At 59.2% G+C, this 23,718-nt stretch carries 17 protein-coding genes and 1 pseudogene; 9 read left to right on the top strand and 9 right to left on the bottom strand.

What is annotated here, in order from left to right:
- The first annotated feature begins 76 nt into the window (after window positions 1-76).
- The gene (locus tag U1700_RS12465; protein WP_332752976.1) at window positions 77-247 is read left to right on the top strand and encodes a hypothetical protein; all 171 of its coding nucleotides are present in this window, start codon (window positions 77-79) and stop codon (window positions 245-247) included.
- Window positions 248-817: 570 nt separating this feature from the next.
- On the opposite strand, the gene U1700_RS12460 is transcribed toward U1700_RS12465, so the two are convergent.
- From U1700_RS12460 to U1700_RS12430, 7 genes and pseudogenes are all read right to left on the bottom strand, one after another.
- Window positions 818-2,416 carry a peptide chain release factor 3 gene (locus tag U1700_RS12460; RefSeq protein ID WP_332752975.1) on the bottom strand — a complete coding sequence of 533 codons (1,599 nt, stop codon included), beginning with the start codon at window positions 2,414-2,416 and terminating at the stop codon, window positions 818-820.
- A 386-nt stretch (window positions 2,417-2,802) separates the two neighbouring features.
- Window positions 2,803-3,543 (bottom strand): Stf0 family sulfotransferase, encoded by a 741-nt coding sequence (locus U1700_RS12455; protein ID WP_332752974.1) that lies wholly within the window; start codon window positions 3,541-3,543, stop codon window positions 2,803-2,805.
- Window positions 3,544-3,807: 264 nt separating this feature from the next.
- Window positions 3,808-4,005, bottom strand: a pseudogene (locus U1700_RS12450) (dihydroxy-acid dehydratase); the annotation flags it as partial.
- Window positions 4,006-4,217: 212 nt separating this feature from the next.
- The gene (locus U1700_RS12445; protein ID WP_332752973.1) at window positions 4,218-5,366 is read right to left on the bottom strand and encodes a cellulase family glycosylhydrolase; all 1,149 of its coding nucleotides are present in this window, start codon (window positions 5,364-5,366) and stop codon (window positions 4,218-4,220) included.
- Window positions 5,367-6,064: 698 nt separating this feature from the next.
- Complete coding sequence (dmpG, locus tag U1700_RS12440; RefSeq protein ID WP_332752972.1) at window positions 6,065-7,096, bottom strand: 4-hydroxy-2-oxovalerate aldolase; 1,032 nt, start codon at window positions 7,094-7,096, stop codon at window positions 6,065-6,067.
- Window positions 7,096-8,037: an acetaldehyde dehydrogenase (acetylating) gene (locus U1700_RS12435; protein WP_332752971.1), complete on the bottom strand. Its 942-nt coding sequence runs from the start codon at window positions 8,035-8,037 to the stop codon at window positions 7,096-7,098. The genes dmpG and U1700_RS12435 overlap by 1 nt, the downstream gene beginning before the upstream one ends.
- A 253-nt stretch (window positions 8,038-8,290) precedes the next feature.
- Window positions 8,291-8,425: a hypothetical protein gene (locus U1700_RS12430; RefSeq protein ID WP_332752970.1), complete on the bottom strand. Its 135-nt coding sequence runs from the start codon at window positions 8,423-8,425 to the stop codon at window positions 8,291-8,293.
- Window positions 8,426-8,919: 494 nt separating this feature from the next.
- Here U1700_RS12430 and U1700_RS12425 point away from each other — a divergent pair, with 494 nt between their 5' ends.
- Entirely contained in the window at window positions 8,920-9,540 is a 621-nt protein-coding gene (locus U1700_RS12425; RefSeq protein WP_332752969.1) for an isochorismatase family protein, read from the top strand.
- Between the two features lie 7 nt (window positions 9,541-9,547).
- On the opposite strand, the gene U1700_RS12420 is transcribed toward U1700_RS12425, so the two are convergent.
- Together U1700_RS12420 and U1700_RS12415 are read right to left on the bottom strand one after the other, a co-directional pair.
- A complete protein-coding gene (locus U1700_RS12420; protein WP_332752968.1) occupies window positions 9,548-11,527 on the bottom strand; it encodes a prolyl oligopeptidase family serine peptidase in 1,980 nt (659 codons plus the stop codon).
- Window positions 11,528-11,573: 46 nt separating this feature from the next.
- Entirely contained in the window at window positions 11,574-13,559 is a 1,986-nt protein-coding gene (locus tag U1700_RS12415) for a glycoside hydrolase family 97 protein (RefSeq protein ID WP_332752967.1), read from the bottom strand.
- A 110-nt stretch (window positions 13,560-13,669) separates the two neighbouring features.
- Between U1700_RS12415 and U1700_RS12410 the strand changes: the two genes are divergently transcribed.
- The 7 genes from U1700_RS12410 (at window position 13,670) to U1700_RS12380 (ending at window position 23,717) form a co-directional block, all read left to right on the top strand.
- The gene (locus U1700_RS12410) at window positions 13,670-15,826 is read left to right on the top strand and encodes a glycoside hydrolase family 3 C-terminal domain-containing protein (protein WP_332752966.1); all 2,157 of its coding nucleotides are present in this window, start codon (window positions 13,670-13,672) and stop codon (window positions 15,824-15,826) included.
- A gap of 141 nt (window positions 15,827-15,967) precedes the next feature.
- Window positions 15,968-17,317, top strand: coding sequence for a family 4 glycosyl hydrolase (locus U1700_RS12405; RefSeq protein ID WP_332752965.1), 1,350 nt, complete (start codon window positions 15,968-15,970; stop codon window positions 17,315-17,317).
- A complete protein-coding gene (locus U1700_RS12400) occupies window positions 17,283-18,017 on the top strand; it encodes a 5-deoxy-glucuronate isomerase (RefSeq protein ID WP_332752964.1) in 735 nt (244 codons plus the stop codon). Before U1700_RS12405 ends, U1700_RS12400 begins: the two co-directional genes overlap by 35 nt.
- A 43-nt stretch (window positions 18,018-18,060) precedes the next feature.
- A complete protein-coding gene (locus U1700_RS12395; RefSeq protein WP_332752963.1) occupies window positions 18,061-20,991 on the top strand; it encodes a TonB-dependent receptor plug domain-containing protein in 2,931 nt (976 codons plus the stop codon).
- Window positions 20,992-21,001: 10 nt separating this feature from the next.
- Complete coding sequence (locus U1700_RS12390) at window positions 21,002-21,748, top strand: SDR family oxidoreductase (RefSeq protein ID WP_332752962.1); 747 nt, start codon at window positions 21,002-21,004, stop codon at window positions 21,746-21,748.
- Window positions 21,749-21,814: 66 nt separating this feature from the next.
- Window positions 21,815-22,849, top strand: coding sequence for a polysaccharide deacetylase family protein (locus U1700_RS12385; protein WP_332752961.1), 1,035 nt, complete (start codon window positions 21,815-21,817; stop codon window positions 22,847-22,849).
- A gap of 112 nt (window positions 22,850-22,961) precedes the next feature.
- On the top strand, window positions 22,962-23,717 hold the full coding sequence (locus tag U1700_RS12380) for a DeoR/GlpR family DNA-binding transcription regulator (RefSeq protein WP_332752960.1): 756 nt from the start codon (window positions 22,962-22,964) through the stop codon (window positions 23,715-23,717).
- The last annotated feature ends 1 nt before the right edge of the window (window position 23,718 follow it).

Here is a 23,718-nt window from a genome sequence, read left to right as displayed (position 1 = left end):
AATTGATCTGATCCTCGACTGGCCCCAGACTCGCGAAAGCTGGGCCATCGAGATCACGCTGGGCCGAAACAAGAAAATGAAAAGCTATTTCGAGCATGGGTGCGGCGAGGTGCAGGCGACACGCGCGATCCTACTCCACAATGCGAGAGTGGGCGCTCCGAAGATCAAGTGGGATCGGGGCATGGCACGCAACGTCGAGATCATGACGCTCGAGGATGCGATAATCGCTGTCGATGCCGGGCCGTAATTAATTGTCCTCGCACCAGATCGTTTGACGTTGCCTGCTTTGATAGGACACCTCAGCCTGTTCCTTGATTGCGAGACAATGGAAATTGCCCGCGCCCTGACCTAGTTCGTTGGCACCAACGGAATCGCCGAAAGAACTTGAAATGGCGAAGGCGTTGCAGATCAAAAGTGAGTACAAGACTGCCGTCCTTGTCGCGATGTCTCCGGACCTCATTCGCTGGTTGACCAGGTAGGCCTACGACGAGACCACGGACTGGCGCGGCATTCGACCGACTGCACCGCGACCGTTGGTCCGTCCCTTTCTAGTGTTGGACGAGCGCGCCCAACAGCGGCTTGGCGGTCATTGGAAGCAATAGAGGATAGAGACCAGAGCGGCGAATTAGGCGTTAGCCGATGCAATGCTCGAAACTGCAATCCGCTCCGGGTGAACTAGGGCAGCTTATCGCTAGATCTCGCCTGAAAGCTGCCCGTCCGCCTTCGGCCCACGTACAGCCGTTACTGCGGGGGTGTTGGGCTCAGGCGATCGGCGAACGCGGTCGTCCACGCCAATCGCCCTAGCGACGTCCGTATTTTAGCTTCGCTCGCGCACCGCCGCAAACTCGACCGCCGGCCATTCCTTGACCAGCCGGTCGAACTCCCATGCGTTGCGCATCAGCAGCACTGGCGCGCCGTCCTGGTCCGTTGCTGACTGCGCTTGATGCGCATCGATCAGGCGCTTCAACAATCCAGCGTCCGCGGAGCGCACCCAGCGCGCCACCTCGAACGGCGCGGCCTCGAATTCCACCGCCGCGCCATACTCCTGCTCCATTCGCGTCGTCAGCACGTCGAGTTGCAGCTCGCCGATGACGCCCACGATCCACGCGCCGCCAGTAGCGGGCTTGAACAGCCGGATTATCCCTTCCTCGGCAAGGTCAGACAAACCGCGCCGCATCTGCTTGACCTTCATGGGGTCACCCAAGCGAATTCGGCGGAGGATCTCAGGCGCGAAGTCGGGCAGCCCGGTGAACGTTACGTCGCCTTTTTCCGTCAGCGAGTCGCCGACGCGCAACGTCCCGTGGTTCGGAATACCGACGATGTCACCGGCGACCGCACCCTCAGTCAGTTCACGATCGCGTGCGAAGAAAGTGATCGGATTATGGATCGTCATCGTTTTGCCGATCCTGCTGTTCGTGACCTTCATGCCGCGCAGCAGCTTACCCGAGCAGATTCGAACGAAGGCTACGCGATCGCGGTGGTTGGGGTCCATGTTGGCTTGAACCTTGAAAACGAAGCCCGTCAGCCGCGTCTCGTTTGGCTCCACCGGCGCCGGGCGGGCGGGTTGCGGCTGTGGCGGTGGTCCGTGTTCGGAAAGACCGTCGAGTAGCTGCTCGATCCCGAAACTCTTCAGCGCGCTTCCGAAGAAAACGGGAGTGAGGTCGCCGTGGCGAAAGGCCGTCAGGTCGAACGCAGGATAGGCCGCAAGCGCAAGTCCTCCATTCTCGTCGAGGCTTTTCGCCGCATCGCGCGGAATGACATCGGCGATTGCAGGGTCATCCGGGCCGGAGCAACTGATTGTCTGGCCGGTGGCGAGGCCGTCCGACCTGTCAGCAACTAACAGCTCGTTCGTGCCCAAATCGTAGAGGCCGTGGAACAGGCCGCCGATCCCGGTTGGCCAGTTTTGTGGGCTGACATCGAGTTGGAGCTTGTCCGCGATTTCATCAAGCAGGGCAAAGGGGCTCAAACCTTCGCGGTCCACCTTGTTGATGAAGGTGATGATGGGCACGTTGCGCAGTCGGCAAACTTCGAAGAGCTTGCGGGTCTGAGCCTCGATGCCCTTCGCCGCGTCAATTACCATGATCGCGCAATCGACTGCTGTGAGCGTTCTGTAAGTGTCTTCTGAAAAGTCCTGGTGACCCGGTGTGTCGAGCAGGTTGAACAGAATTGGCCCGCGCTGGAAGGTCATGACCGAGCTGGTGACCGAAATGCCTCTCTGCTGCTCGATCTTCATCCAGTCCGAGCGCGCACGGCGACGGTCCCCTCGTGCCCGAACCTCGCCGGCCTCGTGGATGGCGCCGGCGGCCTGGAGCAGGCCTTCGGTTAGCGTGGTCTTGCCAGCGTCCGGATGCGAGATGATCGCGAAGGTGCGCCGCTCAAGCTCGCTATAGTTGAGCGTGGCGCCACGGTCGGTCACTGATCCAGTCAAGCCGCCGGAGCGGCGTCCGTCTGTGCTCGTCTCGGAATCCATCGTAATCCTCGGTGTGGCAAGCGTGAGCTTAGAGCACTCGCCGCATTTTGAGGAAAGAAATCGGGCTAGATTTAAGAGTGCCGAGACGAATGGTCGAAAGTCGTGTTGTGGTCCACACAACCCACTGACCGCTTGAGGCCCATTTCACGTCGTTCAGCGGTTAAACTGCCACGACCGCTTTCGAGCAGCGCACAGAATGTCTTTGAAGTTCGCTCTTGAAGCGGTTTGGGCCGACTGCCTTGGGCACTCGTCACCAGTGAGGTCAACGGCTCGAAATGGTACGAAGGTATCGCCGGACGGCTCCAGTGACGAGCCTGCACAAGCCACTCATTTCAACTAATTCGCTGCTTCCAAAGAAAGCTTGTGTGGTCGGCCATTTTCGCCGTTGAAGGATTGATAGTTGATGAAATATTCGCGTCGCGGCCAAGACTTGATAAAACGCCAGCGAGTGTTGCCTGGGGTTTATCCGCAAGATCTTCATAGAAGATTCGTAGAGGTTCAAAACCACGCTGATCGAAAAACGAAGACCAATTTTCGTCGTCGGTTATAAGCCTGTCCCGCGACCGGTTGATTTGGACCGCATTAAAAAACGGCGCGTGGGGAGGCGTGGTTCGCTCACGCTCCGATCCATCGGTGGCGACATGCCAAAGTCCTGTCTGTTCGGCTCGTACCAGAGAGACAGCCTGAGCGTCCTTGTCTCGCCGAGACAGATGGATGAAAAGTGTCGGCCCAAACGCTAGTTCTAAGAGGGTCGCGACATCAGCTGTTTTACCGAAAGCTGCATTGAGCCGTTTCTCGGTATCGCTGACGGCCTGCCACATAAGCCGGAGGCCGAAAATGCCGGTTCCGGCCAAGCCCGCCCTTTTCATCGCCGCCAAATATGCCAAATTGAACGTCGGATCAAAATCCGTGGTCGGGTCGTCGACACCCCACAAGCCAGCCCAATAACTTATATCTTGAGATCGAAAATATGAGTTCGGTCGCCCCGCGATGCCGCTTGCCGTCAGTAAGTCACACAAGAGCGTGCTGCCAGAACGCGGGGTCGCGCAGATAATGTAGGCCGAAAAGGACATTTACGACCTTCCTCTTTTGGGGGAGGCTGAGTCAACATCGAAAAATCGCAATTGGTTGTCAGTAAACCAGCGCACCACGGCAAAGTTGCCATGTTAATTGAAGCTGCTCAACCTCCACTTACTCTCACGGCCGCCGCAGTATTAGATTCGATGGAACACAATATTTTCGTTCGGCTTCTGTCCCCCACCTCAATGATTGTCACGCGGAATTCCGTGGGTCTGCGCAATGCGCTGATACCGATCCGAGCCTTCAAGAATTGCGCCCCCCTCGCGGACCCGCTCGGCCAGGACAAGGTGGTGGCGGTTGCACGGCGACAGGTCCGAGCCGGTCTGGGCGATTCCAATGATTGGCCGACCCGATTGCAGCTCCTCGAGACTGAGACCAAAATTAAGGTAGCGCTCCAGATAGAGCGCAGTCATGACAATATTGTCCGGATTACCGAACCGGGCGCGGCTGCGCAGCTTGTTGTCGGTAACGTGACTTCTCCTTTGCCTACCTGCGCAAAGCGATCGAACATCTTGTGTACCCGACGGTCACTCGCACTACATCTTCAATCAACAGTGGTCCGCCCTAGGGGCGTCGATGCCGTCAATCCATATCCTCCACCTGGGAAGGCTAACAGAGCCAAAAGTTAGGCGGGACAAAGTGGTAAAGGCATTCATTGAACCAATGTTCATTGAGCCATTTCTGGAACGATCAATTTCGGCGCGCCGGCGATGCGCTTGATTAGCGCGGCTTCAGCCTGACGGTAGGGCGTGCCATCTCTGTGCAGTACGTCGTGAAACCAAAGCATTGGCTCTTCCATGGTGTACGGCCTCTTCCAACTATCCCATGGCAGACGCGTCTGGGTCTTCCCATCGACGAATCCCCAGTTGTAGACCCCGACCCCGGCGCGTTTTGCAATCGGAAGGATCCCATCAAACGTCGATCCCGCGCCGCGTGCCATATACTCGGTGGCAATGATTGGTCGACCATAGCCGCGCAGCTGGACGATGCGCGTTGCGAAACTTTCCGGCCAGCCATACTCGTGAAAAGTGATCAAGTCTGACTGCGATAGTTGAGTTGACTGAATGACGCTAAGCTTGGCCGACGGAGTCCAGTTGTCACCACCTGCGATCCCACTTGTTATTGGCTGCGTTGGATTGGCAGATCTCGCCCAGTCGAACACGCTCGGCAACAGCGCGGCGACGAGAGCTTCCTTGTTGCTTGCTTGGCCCGGATAAGTGTCGGCGAGGCAGTCTGGCTCGTTCCATACGTCCCAGGCCAAGATGCGGTTGTCGCGAGCAAAGCGGTGGACAACGCCCTTGATATAGCCCTCGAGCCGCGAACCCTGAGCCGGGTCGGCGAGCGCTTCTGGTCCGGGGGACTGGACCCAGCCAGAGTTATGCACGCCCGGAATGGGTGGATGCTGCGGCCCAAGCCGCGGGTTAGGATCCCAACAACTGTCAAAAAGTACAAACATTGGCCGGATATGATGGCGCGCCGCAATCACCAAGAAACGGTCGATTCTGTCAGCGAATCCCTCCTGGTCCTGATGCCACAACTGATCGTGCAGGAACACGCGCATGGTATTCATGCCGAGGTCTTCTGCCCAGCCAAGTTCGCGATCAATCGTAGTGGGAGCAAAGCTGTCGGCCTGCCACATCTCGAGCTGATTAATTGCGTTGGCAGGAATATAGTTCGATCCAATCAACCACGGCTGCGCGGCGTACCAGCGGTCGGCCTCGCCCGTGCTCCACTTCGTCCTTGCAGTCGCTGGAGAGGAGCATAATGCCGTCAGCGCGAGCGTAATGATCAGCAGATGGCGGCGTAAAACGTTCACCTTAAGCGCAAGCACTGTCAAATGAACGTCACGCAAGGGTCGTGTGTCATCCCGCAAACCTCATCCGGTATTCTTGACCGCAATTAGATACACTGCAATGGCAAAAAGACAAACGGACATCGCCTTCGGCAATGGTTCGGCCAAAAGAACCCGCTCGCGGTTGCTGCGAGTCTAATTTCTGTATGGGGCGGGTGCAATAATGGTAGCTCGCCGCAACAACCATTTCGCGCCAACATCCTTACCGGCCGGTTGTCGATATTGAGGGTTGTTAACTGAAAACTCATCGGCGTCGCCGGGGAATGCGCTATTCGAGCTGCAGACGAGAGACGTCATGTTTGACGGACGGCAAACTGCTTCATTCCACTTTGTCGAAGTCGGGCCATACAAGTCGCCGTCTCTTCCTTTATATAGCTCGGTTAGCAATTTAAACGGCCGGAGATGCGCGTCCTGTTACAGGTGTAAGGGACGTGCAAGGGCCACCGCGAGTCTGGATTACTGTTGCGTAGGAATAATCTTCCCGCAGTGGCAGACCTTGCAGCGTTCGCGCATGGCGCCGGTTCACGTTGTCGTGGGACAGGCCGACATCGAGCGGCCGTTGGGGCCCGACGCTCGGATGCTGGGTCAGCGCTTGGAGCGGCTCAATAACGAGCCAGCGCGTTTTCACCCGCGAACATGCAACGAGCAAAAGCGGAATTAGCTCATTGCGGCGCCGCCCTGGCCAGATCGAGCGCGACGTCGACAATCATATCTTCCTGTCCCCCGACCATTCGCCTGCGGCCAAGTTCGACCAGGATCGCGCGAGCGTCGACGCCATAGTCGATGCTGGCTTTTTCGGCGTGTCGGAGGAAGCTGGAGTAGACCCCGGCATAGCCCAGCGTGAGCGTCTCGCGGTCGACCCGGACCGGGCGGTCCTGGAGAGGGCGGACGAGGTCTTCGGCGGCGTCCATCAGCGCGTACAGGTCGCAGCCATGCTTCCATCCCTTGCGCTCCGCCGCGGCGATGAACACTTCGAGCGGGGCGTTGCCCGCGCCCGCGCCCATGCCGGCAAGGCTGGCATCGATGCGTATCGCGCCGCACTGCACGCCGACGATCGAGTTGGCGACGCCGAGGCTGAGATTGTGATGGGCGTGAATCCCGCGTTGGGTTTCAGGCTTGAGGACGCGGTCATACGCTTCGCAGCGAGCGCGGTAATCGTCCATGTCCATCGCTCCGCCTGAATCGGTGACGTAGACGCAGTGCGCGCCGTAACCCTCCATCTGCTTGGCCTGCTGGGCCAACGCGTCAGGCTCGGACATATGGCTCATCATCAGGAACCCCGAGACGTCCATGCCGAGGTTCCGCGCCGCTTCGATATGCTGCTTTGCGACATCGGCTTCGGTACAATGCGTCGCGACGCGGACCGAACGGACGCCGAGGTTGAAGGCGTACTTGAGCTCCTCGATCGTGCCGATCCCGGGGATCAGCAACGTCGTCAGAACGCTGTGCTCGAGCACATCGGCAACCGCCTCGAGCCATTCCCAGTCAGTGTGTTTACCGAAGCCATAATTGAACGACGAGCCGTTCAAGCCGTCTCCATGCGCGACCTCGATCGCGTCGACCTTGGCATCATCGAGCGCCTTGGCGATCGCGCGGACATGATCGATGCCATATTGATGGCGGATCGCGTGCATCCCGTCACGCAGCGTGACGTCTTGAATGTAGAGCTTGGTCTTGGTTGGATCAAAGCCCATCACGCGGCCTCCTTCTGCATCAGGCGCGCGGCGATCTTCTCTGCGGTCTTGAGCGCCGCTGAGGTCATAATGTCGAGGTTGCCAGCATAGGCGGGGAGGTAATGCCCCGCGCCCTCAACTTCGAGATATACGCTGGTCTTGATCCCCTCAAAGCTCCCCAGCCCCGGGATCACGACCGGGTTGTTCGACCCAAACCGCTCGAATTGGACCTTCTGCTTCAAGCGATAGCCCGGGACATAGGCGTTGACCTTGGCGACCATCGCCACGATCGCCGCTTCGATCTCTGCCTCGTCGGCGCCTGAGGACAAGGTGAACACCGTGTCCCGCATCAGCATCGGCGGTTCAGCAGGATTAAGAACAATGATCGCCTTGCCCTTGGCCGCGCCGCCGACTTCCTCGATACCACGCGAGGTCGTCTCGGTGAACTCGTCGATATTGGCGCGCGTGCCGGGGCCGGCGCTCTTGGACGCGATCGAAGCGACGATCTCGGCATAATGGACGGTCGCCACCGACGACACGGCGGCAACGATGGGGATGGTCGCCTGGCCGCCACAGGTCACCATATTGACGTTGGTAGCGTTAAGATGATCGTCGCCGTTGACGACGGGAATGACATAGGGTCCGATTGCCGCCGGAGTGAGGTCGATCATGACTTTGCCCGCGCCAGTGACGACCGCGCTGTGATGCTTGTGCGCTCCTGCCGAGGTTGCGTCGAACACGACCCCGATCTGGTGCCAGACGGCTAACTCCTGAAGGCCCTCGATGCCCTCGGCGGTGATCACGACACCAAGCCGCTTGGCTCGCTTCAAGCCGTCACTCTCCGGATCGATACCAACGAACGCGCCCATCTCAAGCAATTCCGAGTGGCGCATGATCTTGATCATCAGGTCGGTGCCGATGTTGCCCGAGCCAATGATGGCTGCCTTGATCTTGCCGCTCATGCTGATTCCCCTTGATAAGTTAAGCAGAGCGAACCGAGCGCGCCGAACTTCGCCTCGATCCAGACGCCGGGATCAGCGACACTACAGGACCGAATGTGCTGGTCAGGATGTTGAAGCCTCCGCGCATGGGCCTGAGCCATTGGCGGCAAGTGGGCGGACGAGCATCCGCGATTTCGAGCGGACAACCGATGAATGCCGCGCTGGCTCCGAAAGACACGATCGCGCCATTGACGGTAAACGCCAACCAGCGCATCTAAAAGTCGAGACCGGCGCGCTTGTACCGTTGGCTCGAGCAACAGAAGGGCAATGGGTCGAGATCGACCGCATTGTTGGCGATGGTGATCTTCCAATCGGCGATGTGGATGTCGATATTCGGGTTGCCCCGCAAATCGGGTACCAGCCGGGCAAACTTCTTGGGCTATAGGGCGTTCGCGACCGCCAGTAAGGTCGCTGTGAGCGAACATCCGTCGTAACGGGCTCCGGCGTGATGGAGCAAATCCCGCGGCGGAGTAACCGGCGCGCTCGAAGAGGGCTTCCCGCAAGCGAAGCGTGAGGTACGTCAACGGATCGTCCGCAGTCATGGCTCGAACCTTCTGCACATGGTGCCACCCTTTGCCGTCAGCAATCCGGCCGCCGCGACATCGTGGCTGGTAGACAAGCGCGCGCCCGACTCAAATCGTAGAGAGCTACTCGCCCGATAGAGAGCGGAGCACAGTTTCGGGTTAGGAATGGGAACCTATTGCCGAGATGGCCCGGCGGATCAATCGACTTCCGGAGCGGATTGTTTCGCAACACCGATTTGATTAATCATGCTTGTATCACCCAACTTCTTTTTCGGTCGGGCTCTTAGACCCAAAATTTACGATTCGGCGGAGGCATAAGATGATTCACAAGTTCGGCAAGAATACGGCGCTGCTGGTGATCGATGCGCAGAAGGGTATCAACGATCTGCAGCATTGGGGCGGCGCCAACGGGCGGCGAAACAATCCAGGCGCGGAGGCGAAAATTCAGGCATTACTGGATGGCTTTCGCAGCAGTGAAGCGACAGTTGCCTTCACTGTGCATGATTCCCGGCAGAAAGTTTCGCCGCTCAAGCTGGGTACCCCTGGAGGCGAATTTCTCGAAGGCATTTCCCCCTGCTCAGGTGAGTTAGTCATCCGCAAAGACGTCAATAGCGGCTTCGTCGGGACGAACCTAGAAATTGAGTTGCGCCGCCGATCGATCAGCCGGGTCGTTACGGTCGGATACTTCACCAACTTCTGTGTCGAAAGTTCGGTCCGCATGGCGGCCAATATGGGCTATGACAGCTATTTGGTACCCGACGCTTGCGCAACTTCGAACCGGATTGGTTTCGACGGGATCGATTATGACCCGGACGTCGTCCACAATTTGGCGGTGGCCAGTCTCAATGGTGAATTTGCAACGGCGCTGTCAGTGGATGATACGCTCCATTTACGGCACCGAGATTCGCAGGAGCTTTCACGCAGGCAGGCGAATGAATAAAACCTGCTCATTCGATCCCGGTCAGATATTGCTCCAACCACATCACGCTTCGGGCAGCAAAGTCGATTGCTGCTGGAATTGCGTGCACCCCATGGCCTTCCTCCGGATACCTGACGACGACCGCATCCACCCTGTTTTCCAGAAGCGCGTTCTGGAACTGGACGGCTTCTTCCGCGGGCGTGCATCGGTCGAGATCGCCACCAACCAGAAGGGTCGGTGTCCTGCTTAGATGGGCTTGAAGAATCGGGCTGCGCGAATAATATTTGCCAGCGAGATTCGTATAATGATCCTGCAAGAATAGGGACTGGAACTGGGGGATGTTGCAGAGCAAGTGCTGGCTGACGTGGTTCGTCGCAGGCCCAACGGCGATAGCCGCTGCGAAGCGAGTGTCCTGCGTCGGCAGCCAGCAGCTCATGAACCCGCCATAACTGAGACCCGTGATCGCGAGACGGGACGGATCGGCGATACCGGCGCCGACGAGATGATCGATCCCTGACAGCAGATCCGCGGTATCCGCACCACCCACGTCGCCGACCACATGCGCCGCGAAGAGCTGGCCACGCCCTGAACTACCCCTGGGATTTGGGAGAAACAGCGCGTATCCCCGCGTTAGGAGCATGAGGTTGAGCGGTGCCCGCCCCAGCCAGTAAGGGCGCCAATGGATGACGGGACCCGCATGGACGCAAAGGAGGGTTGGGTATGGTGGCGGGCTTCGTGGCCGAATCAGCCATCCCTCGATCTGCATGCCGTCGGACGTGTGCCACCGGACCGCTTCCGCAATGCCGCTATCCGCAAACAGTTCCGGTTCCGGCCGGTGGAACGGCGCCATCTCGCACAGGCCGCCTTTCACCGTGGCGATTTGCGGCCTTTGGAAAAAGCTTTCGCTGACGAATGCAAAGTCTTCAGCCCGTTCGAGGCCAAGGACAATGGCATATCTTCCTGATGTCGAGATATAAAGACTTTTCCACAATTCTTCAGCCGTGCCCTTCGCGATCGTGATGCTGAGGACCACGGTTTCAAGTCCGCGATGCCCTGCAACCATGAGGACTTGATCGGATCTCCATTCGACGTGCGTTACGTCGACATTCTGCGTGTCGAGCAGCCGGCAGCTGCCATCGCGCAAGTCATAAAGACGCAGATCTCCAGCGACGAATCCTCGATCGCTCGAGATTGCCTCGAGAAATGCGATCGTCTGTCCGCACGGCGAGGCCCGAGGCAAGCCAAGCTGAGCATCCGGAATGTAGAGGCATTTGCCATCACCCGTGGCAAGGTCGATCAGCACCATTTCGGCCGCGTACCACGCCCCTTCCTGTGGATCGTGAGATGCAATAGCGACAAGCTTGGTTTCGCCGCACCAGCTGGCTTCCCAAATGTTCTGAGATTCGGACGAAACGCATGTCAGTTGGTCGGTGTCGAAGTCGAAGACCCAGATTTTCCTCCACGGCGCCTCTGATGACGAGCCAAGGATACGCGGCATCCAGCTGGGCTGGTCGCTCACGGCTACGGCAATAGAATGCGCGCCCTGGCCACTCGACAGTTCGGCCCCATATCCGGCGACGCCGAGCAAAATCCGTCGCCCCGTGGGTGACCATTCCAGATATTCGACCCACCCCTCGACAACCGGGCCGGGGGTTGTTTCGTGCGTTCGCGGGTCGAGGAAGTAGAGCTGGAAATCGGACGGCCGGGCGCGATCGGAAAGAAAGGCGATCGCGCTGCCATCTGGGGATAATCGCGCAAAGTGGTCTGAGTGCGGGCCTGAGGTGAGTGTCGTGATCAATCCCGACGGCAGATCAAATTCGCAGATTCGGGTTGCGCTGCAACCTTCGAAATCGCTCACCATTGCTCCGGTAAACAGCAGCCGAGATTTTTCGGACGACAGCTGGATATCGGTAACGTCGCTGACAAAATTCGAACCAGGCCGATATATCTGCGCGAACATATCGCTTGCTTCGTGGAACAGCGCCGAGTCTCGAATGTCTTGTTGCATATGACAGTACCCGCAAATTTACAGTGTTGCCGTTGAAACAGGCTGCTCAGCCGCGCCTGAACTTTCGCGCAGCCAGCCGAACCGGCGTCAGGCGGGCGGCAAATCCGCCTGCCTCGGCGAGTGACATAACGAAAACTTGGCCAGCTCTCAGCCTGGCTGTGACCCGTCTGGCCGCACGAGTCGACCCGGCATCGGCATAGCCATCGAGTGTCCAGCCCTGACCGCGCAACATTTCAAGCCGGACGGAAAGAGTACGGGCTGAACCATTAGTAATCGCGCCGAGCCACCATTGGGCGCCCTTGCGCCGAGCGACTACGATATACTGCCCGACGTCGCCGCCGAGCACGCGCGTTTCATCCCAAGTCGATGGCGTCTGCGCCACGAAGCCGAACTCCCGGGCCCCTACATAATTGGCGGGTGTATCAGAAACCATCGAGAGCTCGTTTTCCTCGACGATATAGGTCGCAAGTGCGTGCGCCCGCGTGCCCATGACTTGCGGCGCGCGGTTGCGGTTGCGGAATGCGGCCGGCGAAACGGAGTCGAAGCCGCCAGCGTGGATATCCATCGGTCCGGCCAGCATGCGGGTGAACGGCGTCGTCGCTTCATGATGTGGGGTGCTGCCCGGGTTATCGTCGAACTTGTCATATTCGGTGCCGCGTACCGCCTCGTGCGCAAGGACGTTGGGCCACGTCCGATTGGCCCCGGTCGGCTTGGAGGCGCCATGATAAACGACGGTCAGGTGGTGGCTGGCTGCCTTGGCCGCGACTTCGTCATAAAAGGCAACCATTTCCTGATCGTCGCGGTCCATGAAGTCGACCATCAATCCCTTGATCCCCCAACGCTGCCATTGGCTCAGGGCGACATCGAGCTGGGCTTTCAGCGGCACCCAGTGACACCACAACCGCAGTCCGACGCCTCTCCGCCTGGCTCGGGCAAGGACTTCGTCTAGATCGATCTCGCGCCGCGCACGCGTGATGTCTTGTGGCTTACCTCCGGGTTCGATTGGTCCTTCATACCAGGCCTGGCCCTGAAACCCATCGAGCGTGTGAAATGGAATGCCGTGGTCGGCGTCGAAATCGATATAGGCGTTCATTGTCGCGGTGTTGAGCCCAGGCGTAAATCCTTGGGCTGGCCAGAAATAATCGTTCCACCACGGGAAGCTGGTCTTGCCGGTCTCGACCCATCTCCAGTCGCGGTGGTCGGGCGGCGGATTGAGCAAAGTGACCAGGTTGGACTCGATCAGCCGGCCCGGAGTATCGCCGAGCATGACTACGCGCCACGGCGACCGATGGCGCCCGGCGCCTCCGATCACCGCGACACCGGACCGGTCGACGCGCGGCGACAGGCGCGAAGAAAGGCCGGGCTGCCCATCCCGGCGGACGAGGTAGAGACCGGACCAGTCGTGCAACGCTGCCTCGGTAATTCCCGCCCATGTTCCGGCGCGCTGCATTAGTAGCGGAAGGGTAAGGAGAGATCCGTCGGGCGCCGCCTGGTCGAGCGCACCACTGCGATAATATTCCTCATAAGAAGAAGTGAAACTCGTCACCGGCATGACCCAGACACGGGTGGACGGCGGGACACCAAAGCCGGCGAGCTCGTCGGCTATTGCAAATGTTTCTTTCGCATCAAACTCCCAACGGTAGGCGACACCGTCGTCATAGGCCCGGATCACCAGCCGGAGCGGATGGGCCCGATTAGCCAAGGTCAGCTTGGCCTCGCGATAGCGGTCGCGCGCCGTACTCGCCTTGCCCAGCAGGCCGGTCACCATTCCGTCGTGAGAGCGCCGCTTGATGTCCGCCAACCGCAGCGTCGGATCGGCGTCGCTAGCAAATCGCAAGCCGATTGGCGCAGGATCCAGAACCGTCTTCCCGCGCCACGACACCGACCATTGCGGAACGCCCGTCGGCGACAAGGCGATGGCGACCACCGCCCTACCGTTGGGCGAACGCAGAATGACGTCGGCCCGGGCCTGCGAGCACGCGCACAAAGCGGCGAGGATCATCATCACGGGCCCGCGTGCAGAGAGGCGCATGAGGATGGTCGTCCTTTCGATGCCGAAAGATGTCGCGGTCTTGCCTGGCGAAGCGCCGGAGGCCATTTGTCGAAATGAAGCCGACCGCGTCAAGTCCGGAAGATTATCATATGAGAAAACGCGTCTGTCTACTGATCCTGACCAGCGCGTGGTTCTGCGCCTTCCCCGGGCGGACGCTGGCGAAAGCGGCGGGCAACAGTCCTGCTGCGCGGGCAGCGGCGATCGTGGCCAGAATGACCCACGCCGAAAAATTGAGTTATGTTCATGGCTACTTCCCGCCCTATCAAAAGCCATTGCCGACTTGGATGGCAAATGCCGCGGGGCACGTTCCGGGGATACCGCGGCTCGGCGTTCCGGCGCTGCGCGAGAGCGACGCGAGCCTTGGGGTGGCCAACAACGTCGAACAGCGCCCCGGCGACACCGCGACTGCACTCCCAAGTACGCTTGCCCTCGCTGCGAGCTTCGATCCGGGCCTGGCGCGCGCGGCAGGAGCGATGATCGGCAGCGAAGCGCGAGCCAAAACTTTCAATGTGCTGCTTGGCGGCGGAGTCAATTTGACGCGGGATGCCTGGGGCGGACGCAACTTCGAATATTTCGGCGAGGACCCGCTGCTCAGCGGAGTCATGGCGGGCGCAGCCGTCACTGGGGTGCAATCCAATCACATCATCTCGACCGTCAAACATTTTGCGCTGAACGCTCAGGAAACCGGGCGCGATGTGCTCGATGCGCGGCTCGATCGCGACGCCATGCACGAAAGCGACCTGCTCGCATTCCGTATTGCTATCGAGGAAGGGCGTCCGGGGTCGGTGATGTGTGCCTATAACAAAATCAATGGGACATATGCGTGCGAAAATAGCTGGTTGCTTGAGGATGTGCTGAGAACCGAATGGCGTTACCCGGGTTTCGTGATGTCCGACTGGGGCGCGGTGCATTCGACCAATCAAGCGGTGCTGGCCGGCCTTGAACAAGAATCGGGGCAGGAGCTGGATGCACAAATCTATTTCGGTGAACCACTCGCGGCTGCGGTCGTGGGTGATCGCGCCATTCGGCAGCGGCTTGATGAAATGGTCACTCGAATTGTGACCGCCGTAATTTCGAGCGGGCTGTACGACGACCCTGTTCCACTGATTACCCAGCCGATCGACGTGCCCGCCCATGCCGATGTTGCGCAGCGGGTCGCGGAGGCTGGGATGGTGCTGCTCAAGAATGAACGTGGAGTGCTTCCGCTCGCTGGCGCCGCGAGGCACGTCGTGCTTATCGGCGGACGTGCCGATATCGGGGTGCTGTCAGGTGGCGGGTCGTCGCAGGTCCGCTCCGTTGGCGGTATCCCGGTCGAACTGCCGCTGACCGAGGGCGCGGCGATGTCTTTCGCGCGGGTCAGCTGGCACGCTTCCTCGCCGCTTCGGGCACTGCAAGCGGCGGCACCGAGCGTCAGGTTCACCTTTCTCGATGGACGCGATCCAGCGGCTGCCGCGGCGGCGGCGCGCAAAGCCGATGTTGCGATTGTCTTCGCCACGCAATGGCGGACCGAAGCGCAGGATGTCCCTTCACTGTTGCTTCCCGACAAGCAAGACGCGCTGATTGAGGCAGTTGCTGCGGCGAATCCCAATAGCGTCGTCGTGCTTGAAACGGGCGGAGCGGTGCTGATGCCTTGGCTGCACCGGGTCGCGGGGGTGGTCGAAGCCTGGTATCCGGGCCAGCGTGGCGGCGAGGCGCTTGCCAGACTGTTGCTTGGGCAGATCGACTTCAGCGGCCACCTTCCACTAACCTTTCCAAGTAGTGTCGACCAATTGCCGCGCGCGATGCCGGCCGACCCGAAGCAGCCGATAGTCTATCGCGAAGGGGCTAATGTCGGATATCGTTGGTTTGCGGAGCAGGGTATGACACCGCTGTTCGCCTTTGGTTATGGGCTGAGCTACGGGCGCGTGGCGTATCGCCAGGTCCACTTCACCGGCGGAGCTCGTCCGAGAGTCGGCATGACGGTCCGTAACCTTGGTGAACAGGCGACGATTGCCCTCCCGCAGCTCTATCTCATTGGGCCGGAACGGGCGCCGCCTCGCCTTGTCGGTTGGATGCGCACTAAGCTTAGCCCACATGAAGAACGCAGGATCACCGTCATGGCCGATCGTCGCCTCATCCCGCGACGCCACGGGGGGCGTTGGACGGTAATGCCGGGATCCTATCGTTTGATTGTCGGCAATGATGCTGACGACGCGTTCGCGAGCCTGAATGTACGATTGGCCAATAGCAACAACGCAAAACGCTGATATTGCAGCAAAAATTGAAGCACCGGACAAAAACGAGCATCTATCTGCGCGTTCTTGCAAATTACGCAGTCTCCAGTTACGCTCTCGACTGTCGTCGAAATCGAATCAGGAAGCGGCCCTATGTCTCGTCAAAAGTTGGTGTTGATCGGAGCCGGCAGCACCGTTTTCACCCAGCGATTAGTGGCGGACATCATCTTGGCTGGCGAGGCGGACCGATGGGAGCTGGCACTGGTCGATATTGACCCGGTCACGCTAAACGCGGTCGAGAAGTTGGTCGCGAAAATGATGCAGGCGAAAGGCGCCGACATCCCGGTTACGGCCGCGACCGATCGGCGCACGGTTCTGGCAGGAGCAAACTATGTCGTGACCACGATCGCGGTCGGTGGCCGCATGGGGTGGCAGCGCGATATCGAAATCCCGCGCGCCTATGGTATTTTCCAGCCCGTCGGGGACACGGCGCTGCCGGGCGGCATTTCCCGCGCGATGCGAATGATTCCCCAGATGATCGCCATCGCCCGCGACGTCGCCGAACTTTGCCCGGACGCGGTTTTCTTTAACTATTCCAATCCGATGACTGCGATTTGCCGGGCCATTCGGAAGGAAACGGGAATTCCGGTCATCGGGCTTTGCCACGGCGTGCACCACGTCGAAGGCGTAATCGCGCGCTTCCTTGGAGTCGAAGAAGGATCGATCGCGTCGTTCGGAATCGGCCTCAATCACCTGACGTTCCTCACTCGCTTGTCCCACAATGGCGTCGATGCCCGCGCCATGGTTCACGCCAAGCTCCTCGAGCAGAAGGCCGGCCTTTCGGAAGAAATCGCCGAAAAGGGCGTGTGGACGAACATCGTCGAAGGTCGCGCGCCGCGTTACGCCGATGACCCCTTCTCATGGGAAATGTTCGAGAAGTTTTCGGTTTTTCCATGCGCGATGGATCGCCATGCCGTCGAGTTTTATCCTGAGCGCTTCCCGGGCGGAGACTATTTTGGGCAAAAGCTCGGCCGCCAGGCATTCCCAATCGACGAGCGGATCGCGCTTGGCGACCAATGGTTCGATGAAATGCTGGCAATCGCCCATTCCAACGAGCCCCTGCCGCCGGTTTATTACGAGAATGTACCAGGCGAAAGTGAGCAGTTGCTGGAGATCATCCATTCCCTTCAGCGCGACGAGCGCAAGCTTTTCTCCGTAAACTTACCCAATCAGGGCCAGGCGCCGTATCTTTCGCGGAACGCGATCCTCGAATGCAACGCGGTTGCGGTTGGCGGCGGCTTCGCGGCGGTGATGGCCGACGACCTTCCGTCCGAGCTAATCGCGAAGCTCCAGTTGAAAATCGACTCCATCGAGATCACCGTGGATGCGGCGCTGACGGGCAGTCGGGAATTGATGCTCGAGGCCTTGTTGGCTGATGGGGCGATTAGCGACCCGGACACGGCGCGTTCGCTTCGTGACGACCTGATCGATGCGCATCGCGCGCATTTGCCTCAGTTTGCTTGAAGCAGAAACCATGTTGTTCGTGCACCCGGATTTTGATCACCAGATCGACCTGCCGGGCGCGGGGCTATGCTCCCGGCCCGTGGACATTGATCGCACCCATACCGGCTTCTCTGAATTGGCGTCGTTAAGAATCTATTCGTTCGCCGAGGGCGTCGTGATCGATGGCCAAGCTGAGGAGGATGAAGTTTTTATCGTCCTGCTTCGCGGTCGGGCCGACGTCACCGTGTCGGTCGATGGGCGTCCTTCTGACAGCTTCCAGCTGCAGCGCGGCGGCGGATCGCGTGCGATTTATATGCCACCACACTCCTCTTACCAATTATCCGCGATCAGTGAATGCGACATCGCGTACGCCCGAGCGATGCCGACCGGGGACAAGATGCCGCCGGTCCTCGGCTTCACTCCTGGCGCGGATCGGCTGGACATCATTGGTCATGCACTGGGGATGGAGCTGGTGCTGGCGACGGTCGCGGCGGGTCACCAATCCGTCTCTCTTAATGCCGCACCATCGCCCGAGCGCTTCATTCACGTCCGTTCGGACGGAGCTGTGACTGCAACCATTGCGGGCGAGGCAATGGGCAATTGGGACTCGGTCGCACTCAGCGCGGGCGAAAGCGCCTTGCTAACGGTTCACACCGGAACAGCCGATGTTCTAACTATCTGCGCGACGCAGTGCGATCGCGTTCATCAAAGGCCGCAATAAATACGAAAATAACCGCGGTCCGGAAAGAAAAAGGGGGAATATTATGCCAGCTAAGACCTCACGCGCGCTGCTGCTCGCAAGCGTCGCACTATATTCGACCGGTGCTTTCGCGCAGTCGATCGACCAAGCCGCTCCCGCCGCTCAGGCTGCTACCGTGCCGGCACCCGAAGCTTCTGTTGGCGATACCGCTTTAGCCTCGGACATCGTCGTCACCGGAACGCGCATCAAGCGCCCCGATTTTGAGGCACCTAACCCCATTGTGTCGTTCAACTCTGCGAACATTCAGCAATCGGGCAACACGAATATCACCAATTTCCTACAGCGCGTGCCGGCCCTGACCGCATCTCGCGACAGCACCCAGACCTCGGGTGGGAACGGCACCTATGGCAGCTTCGGCCAGACTGGGCTCAACGAACTGAACCTGCGCAACCTTGGTACCAATCGCACGCTCGTGCTCGTCAACGGGCGGAGGCATGTCGCCGGCGAGGCTAACTCCGCTGCAGTGGATATCAACAGCATCCCGACCGACCTCATCGATAGGGTCGATGTGTTGACGGGAGCAGTTTCGGCAATTTACGGAGCCGACGGCGTGACAGGGGTAGTCAACTTTATTCTGAAGCGCGATTTTCAAGGGATCGTTGCACGATCGCAGTTTGGCATTTCGAAATATGGCGATGCCGACAATCGTTTCGTGTCGCTCGCTGTTGGCCATAATTTCGCCGATGGCCATGGCAACGTCACCCTGGCATATGAATATAACGCCGACAGCGCCGTGGCCAACGATGACAGGCCATATCTAAGGCAAAGCCGCCGCAAATTCCTCATCCCCAACGACGCCTACAATGGTGACCCCAGTGTACCGCAAAATATCCTGGTCGGGGACCTGCGATACGGCGGTGAGTCGCCGCTCGGCGCGGTGTTCGTGGGTAATCAGACCTTCGATGGCTTGGGTCGCCCTTATGATCCGGGCACGCCCGCCGCTTATTATTTCACTGGTGGCGTAGGCACCGAAGTCGCCGGTTTCTATCAGGCGGACATTTTCCCAAAGATCGAACGGCACGCTGTCAACCTGTTGGGTCATTATGACTTCTCCGACGCCTTCAAGTTGTCGATTGAGTCAAAATATGTCCGGGGCCGCACCGCCAGCGCCGGACAGATTACCGGCACCTACGGCTATCCCATCTCGATCGACAACCCGTTCGTGCCGACGTCGATCCGCGACGCCGCCATAGCAGCCGGCGCGACCGCAGATGGAGTCTTCACCCCAGCTCCAATCATCGTCAGTCGCGACAATCTCGACTACGGGCGCCCCGGTGAACGAGATTTGCGGCAAACGTATCGCGGCGTAGTCGACGCTTCCGGTCGCATCTCGGATCACGCGACTTGGGATGCTTATTACGAATATGGCCGCACCGACGTCCGCATCACAAAGAGCGGGGATCGGCTAGCGAAGCAATATTCAGACGCGCTCGACGCGGTGCGCAATCCCGTTACTGGCCAGATCATTTGCAATCCCGCGAATAACCCTGGCGCTGGATGTATTCCGGTCAGTCTGTTCGGACCGGGCCCGATCACTGCCAACCAACTCGCCTATTTCGTGCGCGACAATCGCAGTAGTGCGCGCATCACGCAACAGGTCGCGAGCGCAAGCGTCAGCGGAGATTTCGGGCAGTTCTTCAAATTGCCTGGTGGACCGGTCAAATTCGCCTTCGGTGGCGAGTATCGGAAGGAGGCTAGCCGTTTCGATCCGAGCGACGATCTAGCCAATGCCCGCTTTTTCCAATTTGATGAGCCTAGCCTGGTGCAGGCCTCGAGGGGGAAATTTGATGTCAAAGAAATCTTTGGAGAGATCGATCTTCCGATCCTAAAGGATGTACCGTTCGCGAACGTCCTGTCAGTCGGTGCCGCCGGTCGATATTCTCATTATTCGACGATCGGCAATGCTAAGACCTGGCAATTCAACGGGATCTGGTCGCCGATCCGCGACATCACGTTCCGCGGCAGCTACGGCCGGGCGGTGCGTGCGCCCAATATTGGTGAACTGTTCCAGCCGACTTCTTCGGTATCGAACTTCTTCACCGACCCGTGCACGCCCGATCAGATCATTAACGGTACCCAATATCGCCGGGCAAATTGCACGACGACGCTCGGCGCCGTTGGAGCCGTCAGTTCTCCAGCGTTGCAAACCAGCCAATTCGTTCTGGGGACCGCCGCCGGGAATCGTAACCTTAAGCCGGAGGTGGCGCGCACCTGGACGGTCGGCGTCTTGCTACGCCCGGGTTTCCTCAGCGGCCTCAATGTTTCGATCGATTGGTATGATATCAATCTGAAGAATGCGATTACGACAATTGACGCCGGAACCTTGGCTAATCTGTGCGTTGATCAACCGACCGTCCCCAACCAGTTCTGCAACCAGTTCACGCGCGCGCAGGGCACTGGCATCATTAACGCCTTCTCGGTCGGGCCCCTCAACGTGGCAAAATTTCACACCTCGGGTCTAGATCTCAACATCGATTATTTGATCAGGACTGCGCGCATTGGCACGCTCGATCTGCGCTTGGTTGGCGGTTATCTCCACCGACTGGAACAAGTCGGCATTCCCGGCGCACCGGTCACCAACAATGTCGATCAATCCGGATCGCCGCAATGGACGGCAAATTTCTCGCCCACGTGGTCAGTAGGGCGGTTGTCGGTCAGCTACAATCTGCGGTGGCACGACGCGACCCGCGTTTATGACCGCAATACGACTACGGCGAGCCCGAACATCGCTGCTCCGCAGTATCTTCATTACTCTGCATTGTGGCAACATGACGCGCAAATCAAATATCAGGTTGAAAAACAAGTCGGTGTCTACGTCGGTGTCAATAACATTACCAATCAAAAGCCGGATGTATATTCCTACTTCACCAATGTCCCGATTTCACCGCTCGGCCGTTACTATTATGTCGGCGCGCGTTTCAATTTGAACAAATGACCGAGACACGATGGCTCGCACACTGATCGTAACCGGAGGATCGAGGGGGATTGGTGCGGCGTGCGCCCGACTTGGGGCGCGGGCCGGCTGGTCAGTGTGCCTTAGCTATCGGGCGAACGAAGCGGCCGCCGCAGCCGTCGTGCACGAAATCGAGCAGGCTGGTGGCCGAGCACTAGCAATCGCGAGCGACGTATCGTCCGAGCTGAATGTCACCGACTTGTTCGATCGGGCGGAGAAGGCTTTCGGCGAGGTCACCGGCCTGATCAACAACGCCGGGATTCTGGCAAGCGCATCGACACTAGCGAATATCGAGCTCTCCCGCTGGACTGCCACTCTCGCGACCAATCTGACGGGAACTTTTTTGTGCGCCCGCGAAGCGGTTCGCCGGATGGCTGTGTCAGCAGGTGGCGCAGGTGGATCGATCGTAAATGTCTCGTCGATGGCGGCCGTGCTAGGAGCGCCCAGCGAGTTTATTGATTATGCAGCATCCAAAGGCGCTATCGACGCCCTGACGATCGGACTAGCAAAAGAAGTGGCCGCCGACGGCATCAGGGTGAACGGCGTACGTCCGGGCTTGATAGACACCGGCATTCACGAAAGCAGCGGCGATCCGTCCCGGGCAAAACGGCTGGCACCGACCGTGCCGATGCAGCGGACGGGAACCACGGAAGAGGTCGCGCGGACTATTCTCTGGCTGCTGTCGGATGACGCTTCTTATTGTACTGGCGTAACAATTAATGTCAGCGGTGGGCGCTAGCCGTCTCAACTACTGAGTTCAGAAAATTGCTTGACGCTTTCGTTGGGCCAAAAGGATCGACCAAGCATGTCCGTAGTTTCGTCCCCGTTTTCGATAGAGACGCTGATCGACATCATGGTCGCGGACCCGGATCGCCTCAAGACCAACAAGCACGCGGAAACGGGGGTGCCCATGTTCCTCGTGGGGGAAGATGTGGCGGGTTCGGTCGGCAACGCTGAGGCGGAGAAAAGCAAGCCGAGCTTGCTTGGCGGACATTTGGCGCAGCTTGCCGGTGCGTTCGCCATGCGCAAGCCGGTCCTTGAGTTGGACGATGTCGCCAAGTTGCTGGAAGTGCTCGCCGATCGGTATTTTGTGGCACCAGAGTCGGCTGATCCACTAGAGTCATCGAAGAATATAGCGGAACTTTTGCTGCCTGCGGCCGCTCCGCCAGTCCTCGGGGATCTAGTAGCCGGGATGGCGGACTCGCGCGCGATTCGACTGGTCAATTTTCATGCTACACCGCGCTATCGAGAAGCAGAATTCCGACGCCAGATCGCAGAATATTCGCAGACCTTCGTCCCAATTACGCCGGAAAACTTTAAGGATGCAGTGGATGGTCGTTGGAAGCATGCGCGACCCGGTCTGATGCCGGCACTGTTTGAAGGCTATCGCGACAATTTCGATGTGCTCCTGCCAATCCTCGAGGAGTATGGCTTCACCGGCTGGCTCTTCTTGCCGTCCGGTTTCCTGACCGTGCCGCCGGATGAACAGCGGAGTTACGCCGCGAGTCATGAGCTGCATCTACCCGAAATCGACGAATATCCTGGCGAAAGAATCGCCCTGACTTGGGACGAGGCCCGCGAGATTGCCCGCCGGGGGCACGCCTTCGCCTGCCACACGCGCACTCATAACGCGGTCACGCCGGAGACACCTCGGGCGGTGCTGCATGAAGAAATCGTCGCTTCGAAGGCCGAGATGGAGGCCGAACTTGGGGCTGTCGTTGAGATTTTTTGCTGGTTGGAAGGTGCCGCAATCGGCGTGAATGCGGAAGCCGACGCAATGCTGCGCAATGCCGGATACCAGTATTTGTTTTCGAACTTCAAGATCCAGAAGCTGCAATGAACAGGCCATCGCGACCGGGCGCGAGATAGTTGATGACTGCGGGTGCGGCCGCTATCGGCAAAGGTTTTCGAGTGCCACGCCCCAATCGCGGTCGGAAGGAAGTTGGAACGCAATGATCAAAGCTGAGCGTCACGATTTGATCCTGGTTGAACTTGCGAAGCGGGGAGCGGTCGGCGTCCAGGACCTAGCCGGTTTTCTGGACGTCTCTCCGGCCACGATCCGCCGCGACATTGCGGAGCTCGACGCCAGCAATATGTTGCTGCGCACCCACGGCGGCGCGGCCTTGTGCGATCGTCGCCGTGAGATTCCCTATGATGCAAAGATCATGGCCTATCTGCCCGAAAAGCGGCGAATTGGCACTTATGCGGCGTCGTTGCTCGAGCGGGACATGACGATCGGCTGCGGCGGCGGAACGACGGTCATGCAGATGATCACTTCGATCAAGCGGATGCCGCTGCGCGTTCTCACGACCGCAGTGAACGTCGCCTTCGAACTTGTCGATGCAGAGGATATCACTGTGTTCCTGACGGGCGGCATGATGCGACAACGGACTACGGAAATGGTCGGGCACATCTGCGAGCAGACGATCCGCGACTTCAACCTTGACGTTGTCATCATCGGTGCGGACGGGATCCACCGCGACCATGGGTATACGACCTATGACAGCGACGAGGCCTACACCAACCGGGTCTTGATCGGCCGGGCGCGGGAAGTCTGGGTTTTGGCGGATCATTCAAAACTGGATCAGACTTGTCCGGCAGTCATCGACGGAATCGGAGCGGCTGATTTGTTGATCACGGACGATGCCGCACCGAAGGATTTCGTGGCGGCAATGACCGAACGCGGCGTCCGCGTCATAACCGTCTGAT

Origin of the sequence: Sphingomonas sp. RB1R13 (assembly GCF_036663775.1) — a bacterium.
Classification (GTDB): domain Bacteria; phylum Pseudomonadota; class Alphaproteobacteria; order Sphingomonadales; family Sphingomonadaceae; genus Sphingomicrobium.
The sequence above is the reverse complement of the archived record's forward strand: the minus strand, read 5'-3'. Positions and strand labels throughout refer to the sequence as shown.